This window comes from Pokkaliibacter sp. MBI-7 (assembly GCF_029846635.1).
Classification (GTDB): domain Bacteria; phylum Pseudomonadota; class Gammaproteobacteria; order Pseudomonadales; family Balneatricaceae; genus Pokkaliibacter.
Map to the genome: position 1 here is coordinate 771,962 of NZ_JARVTG010000001.1, position 13,892 is coordinate 785,853.

The 13,892-nt window shown below is 51.2% G+C and carries 13 protein-coding genes; 10 read left to right on the forward strand and 3 right to left on the reverse strand.

The window, feature by feature from the left end; translation table 11 throughout:
* Nucleotides 1-36: 36 nt before the first annotated feature.
* Nucleotides 37-1,431 (forward strand): FAD-dependent oxidoreductase, encoded by a 1,395-nt coding sequence (locus tag QCD60_RS03395; protein ID WP_279782410.1) that lies wholly within the window; start codon nucleotides 37-39, stop codon nucleotides 1,429-1,431.
* A gap of 264 nt (nucleotides 1,432-1,695) precedes the next feature.
* Here QCD60_RS03395 and alr read toward each other — a convergent pair whose 3' ends face one another.
* The 3 genes from alr to QCD60_RS03410 all read right to left on the reverse strand — a co-directional run bounded on the left by alr (nucleotide 1,696) and on the right by QCD60_RS03410 (nucleotide 4,549).
* Nucleotides 1,696-2,772, reverse strand: coding sequence for an alanine racemase (alr, locus tag QCD60_RS03400; RefSeq protein ID WP_279782412.1), 1,077 nt, complete (start codon nucleotides 2,770-2,772; stop codon nucleotides 1,696-1,698).
* Between the two features lie 91 nt (nucleotides 2,773-2,863).
* Nucleotides 2,864-3,247: a RidA family protein gene (locus QCD60_RS03405; protein ID WP_104156493.1), complete on the reverse strand. Its 384-nt coding sequence runs from the start codon at nucleotides 3,245-3,247 to the stop codon at nucleotides 2,864-2,866.
* A gap of 48 nt (nucleotides 3,248-3,295) precedes the next feature.
* Nucleotides 3,296-4,549, reverse strand: a complete 1,254-nt coding sequence (locus QCD60_RS03410; RefSeq protein ID WP_279782418.1) for a D-amino acid dehydrogenase — start codon at nucleotides 4,547-4,549, stop codon at nucleotides 3,296-3,298.
* 241 nt (nucleotides 4,550-4,790) lie between these two features.
* Between QCD60_RS03410 and QCD60_RS03415 the strand changes: the two genes are divergently transcribed.
* The 9 genes from QCD60_RS03415 to QCD60_RS03455 all read left to right on the forward strand — a co-directional run bounded on the left by QCD60_RS03415 (nucleotide 4,791) and on the right by QCD60_RS03455 (nucleotide 13,836).
* Nucleotides 4,791-5,285: a winged helix-turn-helix transcriptional regulator gene (locus tag QCD60_RS03415; RefSeq protein WP_104156491.1), complete on the forward strand. Its 495-nt coding sequence runs from the start codon at nucleotides 4,791-4,793 to the stop codon at nucleotides 5,283-5,285.
* Between the two features lie 703 nt (nucleotides 5,286-5,988).
* The gene (locus QCD60_RS03420; RefSeq protein ID WP_104156489.1) at nucleotides 5,989-7,911 is read left to right on the forward strand and encodes a PrkA family serine protein kinase; all 1,923 of its coding nucleotides are present in this window, start codon (nucleotides 5,989-5,991) and stop codon (nucleotides 7,909-7,911) included.
* 119 nt (nucleotides 7,912-8,030) lie between these two features.
* Nucleotides 8,031-9,311 (forward strand): YeaH/YhbH family protein, encoded by a 1,281-nt coding sequence (locus QCD60_RS03425; protein WP_104156488.1) that lies wholly within the window; start codon nucleotides 8,031-8,033, stop codon nucleotides 9,309-9,311.
* Nucleotides 9,308-10,837 (forward strand): SpoVR family protein, encoded by a 1,530-nt coding sequence (locus QCD60_RS03430; RefSeq protein ID WP_279782424.1) that lies wholly within the window; start codon nucleotides 9,308-9,310, stop codon nucleotides 10,835-10,837. Before QCD60_RS03425 ends, QCD60_RS03430 begins: the two co-directional genes overlap by 4 nt.
* Nucleotides 10,838-11,204: 367 nt before the next feature.
* Complete coding sequence (locus tag QCD60_RS03435; RefSeq protein ID WP_110188301.1) at nucleotides 11,205-11,870, forward strand: TIGR04211 family SH3 domain-containing protein; 666 nt, start codon at nucleotides 11,205-11,207, stop codon at nucleotides 11,868-11,870.
* 92 nt (nucleotides 11,871-11,962) lie between these two features.
* Nucleotides 11,963-12,298 carry a YqcC family protein gene (locus QCD60_RS03440; RefSeq protein WP_104156486.1) on the forward strand — a complete coding sequence of 112 codons (336 nt, stop codon included), beginning with the start codon at nucleotides 11,963-11,965 and terminating at the stop codon, nucleotides 12,296-12,298.
* Between the two features lie 79 nt (nucleotides 12,299-12,377).
* Nucleotides 12,378-12,932 (forward strand): septation protein A, encoded by a 555-nt coding sequence (locus QCD60_RS03445; RefSeq protein WP_279782429.1) that lies wholly within the window; start codon nucleotides 12,378-12,380, stop codon nucleotides 12,930-12,932.
* Nucleotides 12,933-12,982: 50 nt separating this feature from the next.
* Nucleotides 12,983-13,279 (forward strand): YciI family protein, encoded by a 297-nt coding sequence (locus tag QCD60_RS03450; RefSeq protein WP_104156484.1) that lies wholly within the window; start codon nucleotides 12,983-12,985, stop codon nucleotides 13,277-13,279.
* Nucleotides 13,279-13,836 carry a peptidylprolyl isomerase gene (locus tag QCD60_RS03455; RefSeq protein ID WP_279782431.1) on the forward strand — a complete coding sequence of 186 codons (558 nt, stop codon included), beginning with the start codon at nucleotides 13,279-13,281 and terminating at the stop codon, nucleotides 13,834-13,836. Before QCD60_RS03450 ends, QCD60_RS03455 begins: the two co-directional genes overlap by 1 nt.
* The last annotated feature ends 56 nt before the right edge of the window (nucleotides 13,837-13,892 follow it).

Consider the following 13,892-nt stretch of genomic DNA (forward strand, 5'->3'; position numbering starts at 1 on the left):
GTCGATAAGTCTGACCACCGATAAAGTGTAGCGATTATGCCTGATAAAAAGTTTGACGTCCTTATCATCGGCGGCGGTGTATCCGGCACTGCCCTGCTGTATGAACTGGCCAAGTATACCGATCTGACCAGCCTCGGCCTGGTCGAGAAATACGATGGCATTGCGAAGGTAAACTCTCACGGCCATAACAACAGCCAGACCATTCACTGCGGCGATATCGAAACCAACTATACGGTCGATAAAGCGCGAACAGTGAAGCGCACTGCAGACATGATCGTTCACTATGCGACTCGTCTCCCGGCTGAAGAGCGCGACAAGATCATCTTCAAAATGCCCAAGATGGTACTGGGTGTTGGCAAGACGGAATGCGACTATATCCGCAAACGTTACACCGAGTTCAAAGAGCTGTTCCCCAAAATGGAACTGCTGGAAAAAGAAGACATCGCCAAGATTGAACCCAACGTTGCCATGATCAACGGCGAACTGCGTAAAGACGAAATCGTCGCTACCGGCACTGTCGACGCTTATTCTGCTGCAGATTATCAGGCTCTGTCAGAATCGTTCGTCAGCGAAGTCAAGAAAATTGAAGGCAAAAATATCGAACTGATGCTGGGCGCAGAAGTTATCGATATTGAGAAAGTGGGCAGCAACCATGTCGTCAAGACCAGCAAAGGCGAATTTGAAGCTCGCTTCGTTGTCGTCTGCGCTGGTGGCCACTCACTGCTATTTGCTCAGAAAATGGGTTACGGCCTGGAGTTCTCCTGCCTGCCCATGGCAGGAAGTTTCTACTTCGCTCCACAGGCTCTGAACGGCAAAGTATACACTGTTCAGAACCCTCACCTGCCGTTTGCAGCTGTACACGGTGACAACGACGTCAAAGCACTGGGCAAAACCCGCTTTGGACCAACTGCACTGATGCTGCCGATGCTGGAACGCTACTGCCCATCCTCGTTCTGGGACTTCCTCAAGGTACTACGTTTGGACAGCAATGTAGCCAAGGTGTTCTACGACCTGTTCAAGGTTCGTGATATCCGTAACTACATTTTCCGCAACTTCCTGTTTGAAGTGCCCTACATCAATCGTCGCCTGTTCCTGAAGGACATCAAGAAGATTATCCCTTCTTTGACAGTGGACGATATCAGTTACGCCAAAGGTTTCGGTGGCGTGCGCCCTCAGCTGATCGATAAGAAAAATCGCAAGCTGATGATGGGTGAAGCCAAGATCAATCCTGGCACTGGTATCGTCTTCAACATGACGCCCTCACCTGGCGCAACCAGCTGCCTGGGTAATGCTGAGCGTGATATGCGTATCGTTGCTGACTACCTTGGTTGCACTATTGATGAAGAAGCCTTCTCTCGTGACCTGCTGACGCCTATCGAAGAGCTTGGAGCCGTGCAGGAGCCCGATGAAGCAGACGCTATTAGCGCCTAAGCATTATTAAGGCGCCTGCTGCAGTCAATAGAGCTGAAAAGCCCCGCCATTGCGGATTCGCATCAAACCGAACATAAGTTCAGTTTTTTGGGAATCCTGTCAAAGGCGGGGTTTTTCATTTCTTTCTGGCGTCCGGAACTAAACAACAGGTAATGTGATGTGCACAACTCCGTGCACATACCCAGCACTTATTCAGCACAAACAAAAAGAGGTAGCCAAGCCACCTCATCGATTACCTCAAAATACTGCGCTACTCTCCCAAAGTTAGCCCTTGTAAAACAGAGGCACTCTTCGAGTCAGTTTGGTGACCAGCTCATAGGGTATGGCGTCACAATAGTTGGCAACCTCTGCCACCTTTAAATCATTCCCCCAGAATTCGACCCTAGCGCCTGCTGCAGCCCCTTCAACCTGAGTCAGATCAACAGTCAGCATATCCATGGACACCCTGCCTATCAGCCGAGTACGCACACCATTGACAAGAACAGGAGTACCATCAACCGCCTGACGGGGGAAGCCGTCACCATATCCCATGGCGACCACTCCGACACGCGTTGGTGCCGTAGTAACAAATCTGCCGCCATAGCCCACCGGCTCTCCGACAGACAGATCACGTACGGCAATCACCTCTGATGAAATACACATGGCAGGCTTCAGCTGATCTGCCAAAGGATGGGACCCTGCATAAGGAGAAATGCCGTACAGCATCAGCCCCGGCCTCAACCAATCGCCATGAGCCATAGGCCACCCCAGTGTTGCAGGCGAATTGGATGCGCTTACCGGGCCAGGCAGGCTGGCAATCGTTTCACTGAATGTATGCCATTGCTTGCGAGTGTAATCACAACTCAACTCGTCAGCGCGGGCAAAATGCGTCATTTTACCCAGCGTTGCCACACCGGGATGACGCCGTAACAGTTCAAATACTTCTACAAAACGCTCAGGGAAGAACCCCAGGCGGTGCATGCCAGAGTCCATTTTCAGCCAGACATCGACTGGCTGCTTGAATGAATAAGAGGCAAATAGCGCCAGCTGCTCCTCACAGTGAATAGCTGTACTCAGGCGTAGCGAATCGATCAGAGGTAACTCATCAGCCGCAAAAAAACCTTCCAGCAGCAGGATCGGCCGTTCAATACCAGCCTCACGCAACTCAATGGCCTCTTCAATACACGCTACACCAAAGGCATCTGCATCATCTGCCAGCGCTCTGGCAACCTGCACCGCTCCATGTCCATAAGCATTGGCCTTGACCGTGGCCACTGCTCTGGCACCGGGCTTTTGCTGTTTGGCAAGACGGTAGTTATGGCGAATGGCATCCAGATCCACTTCCGCACGCAAGGCGCGCATATTCCTCACTCCTGATCACGGGTGCAGGCGCACCCCGGCGCCCATCAGGCAGACCGCTGCCGACAGGCGCTCGTTTGAAATTGATGCTCCGTTACAGAGACATCACACCTTCAACTTCTACATCCACACCTTTCGGCAGCTCTTTGACGCCGATTGCGGCACGTGCAGGATAAGGTGCAGAGAAATAGCGCTGCATTACTTCATTGACCGAAGCAAAATTGGCCAGATCGGTCAGGAAGATGTTGATCTTGACGAAATCAGACATGGAGCCGCCAGCAGCTTCGGCAACGGCTTTCAGGTTTTCGAAGACGCGAACAGCTTGCGCCTCAAATGAATCCTTAACGACCTCCATGGTCTCTGGATCCAGTGGAATCTGACCAGACAGAAACACCAGGTTGCCTACCTTCACCGCCTGAGAATAAGGTCCGATTGCTGCTGGTGCCTTATCGGTTGAAATAATGCTTTTGTTGCTCATGATCTATCCTGTCTTTGGGAGGTAAGAGGTACGCAATGCGCCCCTCAATTAGCTGTAGCGACTGACATCAAGGCCCGCAGGATCAATGTCCGGCTGTTTGCCGCTGATGACATCGGCCAACAACTTGCCCGAGCCACAAGACATTGTCCAGCCCAGGGTTCCATGACCACTGTTGAGGTACAAATTGGAGATTTGGGTCTTGCCGACCAACGGAGTACCATCCGGTGTCATTGGCCTCAAACCGGTCCAGAACTCCGCCTTGTCGACGTCACCACCGTCAGGGAATACATCACGCACGACCATAGCAATAGTCTCGCGGCGCGGCTCGCGCAGTTTAAGGTTGTACCCTGACAGCTCAGCAGTGCCCGCCACGCGGATACGATCCTCAAAACGAGTAATCGCCACCTTATAGGTTTCATCCATAACAGTGGATACAGGCGCCGCATCGGCATTGGTGATAGGCACAGTCAGGGAGTAACCTTTCACTGGATAAATGGGCAGTTCAAGCCCCAACGGATTCACCAGAAACGGGGTATAGCTCCCCATCGCTACTACGTAAATATCCGCAGTTAACTCTCCAGCAGAGGTATCGACACCGATAATGTTGCCACCACGAGACAACAGTTTGTTCACTGTGGTGTCGAACAGGTACTCCACTCCCATCTGCTTGCTGATTTCTACCAGCTTACTGGTGAACTCAAAGCAATCACCGGTCTCGTCACCGGGCAGTCTCAGACCGGAGATGAACTTCTCACGAACGCGCTCCAGCGCAGGCTCAATGGCAATACACTGATCCATCGAAAGCACTTCATAGGGCACATTACAACGCTCAAGCACCGCAATGTCGCTCTGCGAAGCCTTCACCTGCTTATCAGTACGGAACAGTTGCAATGTTCCCTGTTGACGATCGTTGTATTGAATTCCGGTGTCTTTCCGCAGTTGAATAAAGCAGTCACGACTGTATTCGGCGAGACGCATCATGCGTTCTTTGTTGACGGCATAGGCGCTTTCGGTGCAGTTGGACAGCATCTGCATCATCCACTTCCACATCGTGGTATCCATCTGTGGATGCAACTTGAGAGGTGCATGACGCTGAGCCAGCCACTTCATGGCTTTGACAGGAATGCCCGGTGCCGCCCAGGGTGCAGAATATCCGGGAGAAATCTGCCCGGCATTTGCATAACTGGTCTCCAGTGCAGGGCCAGGCTGACGATCGACGACAGTTACCGAGTGCCCGGCCTTGGCCAGATAATAGGCATGGGTAACACCGATAACACCACTACCGAGAACTAATACTTTCATGACTGGCTCCACACGGCCTATGCTCAAGGAGGTATAGTGTTGATCTGCATTTTGATGCTATGACAGGCAATTCATCTGCTGCAGATCACATTTACCGAAAACATTCTCGGCATACGCCCCATGTTGTAGGTAATATTTATCGCTAGTATAGCGACACCTGAGAAGATTTTTTTTGGGATTTAGCCGCCAGCAAAGGTGATTAGACCTAAAAAATGAAAATAGACAGAAAAAGAAACCAAAAATGACATCTAAAAATTCAGAACGAAAATTAGACCGTATCGATCGCCATATATTGCGGGCCTTACAAGAAGATGCCCGCCTTTCTTACGTCGAGCTGGCCAACAAAGTGGGGCTTTCCACTACCCCTTGCATGGAACGGGTAAAGAAGCTGGAGCGTGATGGTGTCATCATTGGCTACCACGCCCATCTTAACCCCCATCATCTCGACGCCAGCTTGCTGGTCTTTGTTGAAATCAGCCTGACTTATAATTCTCCCAGCGTGTTTGAGGACTTCCGCCGCGAAGTGATGGGGCTGCCTCATGTCATGGAATGCCACCTGGTCTCCGGCAACTTCGACTATCTCGTTAAAGCGCGTATTGGTGAAATGTCTGCCTATCGCGGCCTGCTGGGGGAAATCCTGCAGAAGCTGCCTGGTGTCAGTCACACCCGTAGTTATGTAGTGATGGAGGAAGTAAAGGAAAGTACCAACCTCCACGTTCCGGATGGCCGACGCTAAGTTATCAGCACAAAAGCGTAGTCCCATTTCTGGGACTACAGGTAAAAATACTGCGATGTCTTGTCGCAGTAGCGCTTTTATCACCCACAGATCTGCATTCCCCATTAAGCCAGCATGGATTCGCTGGCATTGCCCAAAAATCAGGCAGTTTTTGATCCCACATCTGTGCACAAGGTCTTTTATCTCACCAAAACAGCGCAGCAAGACACGTTTGAGCCCTTTCCTCTTGCTCCCCCATTCGAAGACAACTGCTTCAAAGTGCTTCAACTTCAGCTACCTCTCGTGATATCTGCCACCGCCAACCTCACAACCATCAGAATCGAACAGCTCTGAAGACAATCAGGCAGACCTAGCCAGCATCAACGTTTGCATAGTCAGGCACTGGCCTGTCACTAAAGCGCTAGTAACAGCTCTTTTTATGCAATAGCAGAACTTGGCGGGGAATTTGCCTTCTAATCAATTGAGAACAATTGAATATGCACCTATAGATGAATGTGAGAATGGCAAACCTGTGGTCATTGAAGGTGAAACAAATTACTTATCAGCTGCTGGTTTCATAGGGGTGTGAGCACCAGCCTGATCCGCACCTGCAACGCGCTACATAACATTATTTGCCAGACTTGAGAGAGAGCGATAGACGTCTAGCGGCAACATAAAAGCCCAGACGACTGGAACTGAATCTAACGAAGGGAAGGTGATGGTTATGAGTATCTTTAATAGTTACAAGCAACGTTACGATGCCACCCGTCAGGAAGAATTCAGCCTGCAAGAGTATCTGGAGCTATGCAAACGCGATCCGACTGCGTACGCCACAGCATCCGAACGCATGTTGATGGCCATCGGTGAACCTGAGCAAGTTGATACATCGCGCGATCCCCGGTTGTCACGAATCTTCTCAAACAAACTGATCAAGCGTTACCCAGCCTTTCATGAGTTCTATGGTATGGAGGAAGCCATTGAGCAGCTGGTCGCCTATTTCAAACATGCAGCACAAGGTCTCGAAGAGCGTAAACAAATCCTCTACCTACTCGGCCCTGTCGGCGGTGGTAAGTCCTCTCTGGCTGAGCGCCTGAAACAGCTGATGGAACACGTCCCTTTCTATGCCATCAAGGGATCTCCCGTATTTGAGTCCCCCCTCAACCTATTTAACCCCGATGAAGATGCCACCATCCTGGAGGAAGAGTTTGGTATTCCCAGACGTTACCTCAGCGGTGTGATGTCGCCTTGGGCAATCAAACGCCTTCATGAGTTTGGCGGTGATGTTGAGCAGTTCAGAGTAGTAAAACTCTACCCATCACGACTCAATCAGGTCGCCATCGCGAAAACTGAACCCGGCGACGAAAACAACCAGGACATTTCCAGCCTCGTCGGTAAAGTCGACATTCGCAAACTGGAAGAGTTCTCGCAGAACGACCCTGATGCTTACAGCTACTCCGGCGCATTGAACCGCGCCAACCAGGGCATCATGGAATTCGTCGAGATGTTCAAAGCGCCAATCAAGGTGCTACACCCCTTGCTGACTGCCACTCAGGAAGGAAACTACAACGGTACAGAGGCCATTGGTAGCCTGCCCTTTAACGGCATCCTGCTGGCCCACTCGAACGAATCGGAGTGGCAGAGCTTCCGCAACAACAAAACCAACGAGGCCTTTATTGATCGTATCTACATCGTCAAGGTGCCCTACTGCACCCGTATGTCGGAAGAGATCAACATCTACAAGAAACTGATAGAGCACAGCTCTCTGCGTCAGGCTCCCTGTGCACCTGACACCCTGAAGATGATGGCGCAGTTTACGGTGTTGTCCCGTCTTAAAGAACCTGAGAATTCCAGCATCTACTCGAAGATGCGGATTTATGATGGTGAGAATCTGAAAGACACCGATCCCCGCGCCAAGTCCCTGCAGGAATACAAAGACATGGCTGGCGTGGATGAAGGGATGGACGGTCTGTCGACCCGCTTTGCCTTCAAGATCATGTCCAAGGTGTTCAACTTTGACCCCACCGAAGTCGCTGCCAACCCGGTACACCTGCTCTACGTACTTGAGCAGGAAATTGAACGCCAGCAATTTCCGGAAGAAACACAGGAACGTTACCTGCGGTTCATCAAAGAATATCTGGCGCCGAAGTACATCGAGTTCCTCGGTAAGGAAATTCAGACGGCTTACCTTGAATCCTACTCAGAGTATGGCCAGAACATCTTTGACCGCTACGTCACCTATGCCGATTTCTGGATTCAGGACCAGGAGTACCGCGACCCTGAAACCGGCGACATTCTCGACCGTCAGGCGATCAACGAAGAACTGGAGAAAATCGAGAAGCCTGCTGGCATCTCCAATCCCAAGGACTTCCGCAACGAGATCGTCAACTTTGTGCTGCGCGCTCGTGCCAACCACAATGGCAGAAACCCAAGCTGGCTGAGCTACGAAAAGCTGCGCAATGTGATTGAAAAGAAAATGTTCTCCAATACTGAGGACCTGCTCCCCGTCATTTCCTTCAATGCCAAAGCCTCTTCAGAGGATCAGAAGAAGCACAACGAGTTCGTCAAGCGTCTGGTTGAACGTGGCTACACTGAGAAGCAGGTTCGTCTGCTGTGCGAATGGTACATCCGGGTACGTAAATCACAGTGATGACCCAGTAGCCACAGGCGAATCCAGGAGCTGGATCTCACTGACACAACGGACCAGGCCCAGTGGCTGGTCCGTTTACCAGTATGCAGAACCATGCTTCCAGGCATGGAGGAACGGACATGACCTATATTATTGACCGTCGTCTGAACGGTAAAAACAAAAGTGCGGTCAACCGCCAGCGCTTTTTACATCGCTACCGAAAACACATCAAAGAAGCAGTAGCGGAGGCCATCAATCAGCGTTCCATCACCGATGTCGACAACGGTTCCGATATCACCATTCCGCGGCGTGATATATCAGAGCCTATTTTCCATCATGGTCAGGGCGGCGCCGATACCCGCGTATTTCCTGGCAATAAAGAGTTTGTGACAGGGGACGAGATACAGCGCCCAGGGGGCGGAGGTGGTGGTGGCGCCGGGCAGGGACAGGCCAGCAACAGCGGCGAAGGCGTGGATGAGTTCACCTTTCACATCAACCGGGATGAATTTCTGGAGTTTATTTTTGAAGATCTCGAGTTACCCAATCTGGTAAAGAAGCACCTGAAAGACACTCAGGCCTTTGAGCGGCGCATGGCTGGCTTCACCTCTCACGGCACCCCGGAAAAGCTACATGTGGTTCGCACCCTGAAGTCTGCTTACTCACGTCGCATTGCCTTATCTGGCAATGATCGTCGCCAGTTGCGCGAGCTACGGGCAGCCAAAGAGCAGATTTTACAGCACCCTCCGATTACTCCTGCATTGCGCCAACGCCTTGATGAGATTGAGGAAGAAATAGAAGCGTTAAAAGCCAATATCAAACGCCTTCCCTTCCTTGATGACATCGACCTGCGCTACCGCAATATGGTCAAAGTACCGATGCCCTCCAGCAAAGCCGTGATGTTCTGCATCATGGACGTTTCAGGGTCCATGACACGTGAAACCAAGGACATCGCCAAACGTTTCTTCATGCTGCTCTTCCTGTTCCTGCAGCGAAATTATAAATCGGTCGAAGTCGTGTTTATCCGTCACCATACCCGCGCCAAAGAAGTGGATGAAGAGGAGTTTTTCTATTCCCGTGAGACAGGCGGCACGATTGTTTCCAGTGCGCTGGAGCTATGCCGAGATATTCAGCAGGCTCGCTACTCGCCCGCTGACTGGAACATTTACGTTGCCCAGGCCTCTGACGGCGACAACTGGGATGGAGACTCAGCCACCTGTCGCAAGCTGATCACAGAGGCACTCCTGCCCGTCGTGCAATACTTTGCCTACGTGGAAATCACTACCAATCCACACCAAAACCTGTGGCATGAATACGAGCAGATTCTAGCGGGCTATCCTGATAGCTTCGCCATGCAGCGAATTGAGACCCCCAGCGATATTTATCCGGTATTCCGGGAACTGTTCAGGAGGAAGGTGTCATGATCGAAGCTGTCGTCGAGCGCAAGCAACCCATCTCCACCCAGTCTGAGTGGACCTTCGAGCTGGTGCAGGCCTATGACAAGGAAATTGCCCGGATTGCCAAAGCCTTCAAACTGGATACCTACCCCAACCAGATAGAAATCATCACATCCGAACAGATGATGGATGCCTACTCTTCAGTGGGCATGCCGCTGAACTATCACCACTGGTCCTACGGCAAACAGTTTCTGGAAACGGAGCAGCGCTACAAGCGCGGCCAAATGGGTCTGGCTTATGAAATCGTCATCAACTCCAACCCCTGCATTTCCTATCTGATGGAAGAAAACACCCTGATGATGCAGATACTGGTTATGGCGCACGCCTGCTATGGCCACAACTCTTTCTTCAAGGGTAACTACCTGTTCAGAACCTGGACCGATGCATCCGCCATTATTGATTATCTGGTGTTCGCCAAGAGCTACATTTCCAAGTGCGAAGAGCGCTACGGACATGATGCAGTAGAAGAGACCCTTGATTCCTGCCATGCGCTGATGAACTACGGCGTGAACCGCTATGTTCGCCCTCGTCCTATTTCCGCAGAAGAGGAAAAGCAACGTCAGCTTGAACGTGAAGAGTATATCCAGCGCCATCTGAATGACCTTTGGACCACCATTCCACGGAAAGAAAGGTCGGGTGATGCAGATGATAAGACCCCGCACTTTCCAGCCGAACCGGAAGAAAACATTCTCTATTTCTTTGAAAAAAACTCGCCACTGCTGGAACCCTGGCAGCGCGAAATCATTCGTATCGTGCGCAAACTGGGACAGTACTTCTACCCTCAGCGACAAACACAGGTAATGAACGAAGGCTGGGCGACCTTCTGGCACTACACCATCATGAATCGCCTGTATGACGAGGGCCTGATATCGGATGGCTTCCTCATCGAGTTTCTGCAGTCTCACACCAATGTCGTGTATCAGCCCTCTTTCGACAGCCCTTATTTCAGCGGTATCAACCCCTATGCGCTGGGCTTTGCCATCTATCAGGACATCAAACGCATTTGCGAAAACCCCACGGAGGAGGACCGCTACTGGTTCCCTGATCTTGCAGGTAGCGACTGGCTCGAAGCAATTCATTTCGCCATGAAGAACTTCAAGGATGAGAGCTTTATCCTGCAATACTTGTCACCCAAAGTTATTCGGGACTTCCACCTGTTTGCCATTCTGGATGACGAAAAGGCGCCGACACTCAAAGTCGAGGCCATTCATAACAACGAGGGCTACCGCAAGATACGTGATGCGCTGGCGGCTCAGTACAACCTCAGCGTCAGAGAACCCAATATTCAGGTATATAACGTCAACATCCGAGGCGACCGCGCACTGACACTACGCCACTACCAGCATAATCACCGTCCTTTGGGTAAAACCACTCAGGATATGCTGAAGCACGTGCATCGACTGTGGGGCTTCGATGTGCATCTGGAGACAATCAGCGACGACAACAAGGTGACCAAGGTATTTCATTGCCCTGACCCGGCGGAGCGCCATTAGCATTTGATCGATGATCGCTGTGGTAAATCAGTGATACTCCATAGCCCACTCACGTATCAGTCCGCGAGCGGGCACCGACAGAACACATGAGACCTGCTGCTTTTCTGGCCAATACTCGGAAAATGCAGCAGTCTCTACCTCTGGCGAAAGTTTTCATTCTGTTACTCCCATACATATCCACAGCTTTTTTGGATAAGTTAGGGGGTTCTTATCAACGCCAACCTGCCTTAACAGGTTGCTGTGGACAGGATGGCAGCGTTTTAGGCATCGTCATAACTGCCCACTGCAGGTGAGGAACGTTACCAGCGGACCTTGCCAACCTGGTAGCTGGCATTCTTTTGACTATGTAATTTAAAGGAACCCATACATGGTATTGGCACGTGTATGTCTGTTGACTGGACTGGCTTCGTTCTCCTCCGCTCTGTGGGCACAAACAATGTACGTGTCAGACGTACAGTTCGTCGCCATTCGCTCAGCACCCAATGGATCAGCCTCCGTCGTCGAGCGCGCAATTAAAAGCGGTGAAGCAATGGAGATCCTGCAAAAGGGAGATGAGTTCACCAAGGTACGCACCCACGACGGCAACGAGGGCTGGATTCAGAATTACTTCCTGATGGATGATCCCGCCAGCCGGGATCGTGTAGATCAGCTTTCCAGCAAAGTAGCCAGTCTTGAGCAGCAACGGCAAAGCTTGCAGGTCAACCTGGACGCATTGCAGCAGGAACGCAATACGCTGAAATCCTCGCTGGACCAAACTGAGCAGCAACGTACCAGCTTGAGCAATAAACTGAGCAATCTGGACTCAGAGGTAAAAGCCGTCGATCAGTGGAAAAGCGAGAAGACGGTTCTTACCCAGCAGATCAGCACATTGCAAAGCGATCTCAGCAATACCAAAGAAGAAAATCAGCGCCTGCGAAAAAATGAGAATGTATCCTGGTTCGTGACCGGTGCCGGTGCAGTGCTTGCAGGTGTCATCCTTGGAGTGATGCTGAGTATGTTCAAGCGACGCAAGAAACAAAGTGAATGGGTATAATGCCCCGCTTAAGTGACGTTTAAGTAGTACACCTCCTGTTGCTGCCTGCTTTGATACAGAAACAGCGACGGGAGCTAACGCGGAGACATTCAATGAGTTCCAGCCAAAATGTTCGACTGCTACTGCAACAGCTGCAACAGGAGCTGCAGGCGAAGAACATGTGGAGCGCACTTCCTCCTGATGATGAAGCCATGAACAGCACTGCACCGTTCTGCTGTGATCTCATGGCGTTTGAAAGCTGGCTGCAATGGCTGTTTATCCCACGCATGCAGGCCATCATCGATGCCAGGGCAACACTGCCTAACAGCTGCGCCATTCAGCCAATGGCTGAAATGGCCTTTCGCGAGTACAGTATCAACACCGATTCTCTGGTGACCCTGCTTGGCAAGCTGGACAACGCAATCAATGCACTGGATTACGATGTCTGAACCGAATTCAGTGGCTGATACCGGGCGAGCAATGTTACTCGGCCTGGTATCGCTAGTAACATATAGCTGAAGGTTTCCTATGAAAGTCCTGCTCGATTTCCTCCCTGTCGCGATCTTTTTCGTCGTCTATAAATTAACCGGCGACATTCTGACTGCCACTGCGGTTTTGATTCCCGCCACCCTGCTGCAAATGCTGTATGCCTGGTGGGCCAACCGTAAGATTGAAATCATGCAGGTGGTCACATTAGTACTTGTGGTACTTCTGGGCGGCGCGACACTCGTCTTCCATGATCAGACCTTCATTCAGTGGAAGCCGACCGTAGTTAACTGGCTGTTCGCTGCAGCCTTTATTGTTATTCCCCTGTTCACCAAACGGCCGTTGATCAAACAGCTCCTGAGCACACAACTAAGCCTGCCTGATCACGTCTGGCAACGCCTGAACCAGGCCTGGATAGTCTTCTTCCTGGTAATGGGCGCCATCAACATTTTCGTTTTCAAACTATACAGTCTGGATATCTGGGTCGACTTCAAACTATTTGGCATGATGGGTCTGACCATCGTGTTTATTATCCTGCAAGGCATCTACCTGTCGCGCCATATGCAGGATACTGAAACATCCAAACCCAGCAACTGACCTCGTTTGATACCCCTCAGTACGACATCACATGCGACAAAGGACAGCACATGCTCTACATGATCGTTGGTAAAGATGTGGAAAACAGTCTGGAAAGACGCCTTGAAGTACGACCACAGCATCTGGCGCGGTTAGAAGCGCTGAAAGAGGCTGGCCGTCTGGTACTGGCTGGCCCCAACCCTGCCATCGACAGTGCCGACCCCGGCCAGGCAGGATTCAGTGGCAGTCTGATCGTTGCTGAGTTCGACTCCCTGCAGTCGGCACAGGAATGGGCATCGGCGGACCCTTATCAGGCGGCTGGTGTATATGCCAGTGTTGAGGTTAAACCTTTTAAAAAGGTGTTCTGATGTTTGCATTTCGCCAGATAGGTGCGCTCCTGCTCGCTACCACGCTCAGTCTACCCTGCTGGGCAGACACGCTTCGCCTGGAAACCAATATGGGCAACGTCGATATTGAGCTATTCCGCGACAAAGCACCTGTCTCAACTGACAATTTCATCAAATATGCCAAAAATAGCTTTTATGATGGCACCATATTTCATCGGGTCATTCCTGGTTTTATGATTCAGGGCGGTGGATTCGATCAGAATATGCAGCAGAAAGAAGCTGGCGCACCGATCAGGAACGAAGCAGATAATGGTCTGGAAAACCTGAGAGGCACTCTCGCCATGGCGCGCCGTGCTGACAAAGACAGTGCGACCAGCCAGTTCTTTATCAACGTCAAGGACAATCACTTCCTTGACCACGGTGTAAGAGACTTTGGTTATGCCGTATTCGGTAAAGTAGTGGCGGGTATGGATATTGTCGACAAGATAGCGGCTGTCCCAACCGGACGCCGAGGCATGTTCTCTGATGTTCCGGAATCTGCTGTGATCATCAAGCACGTTACCGTGCTGCCACAGTAATCTTTCTGCTGAGATACCGTACAAACTCTGTCGTATCGGCAGAGTTTGTACGAGTC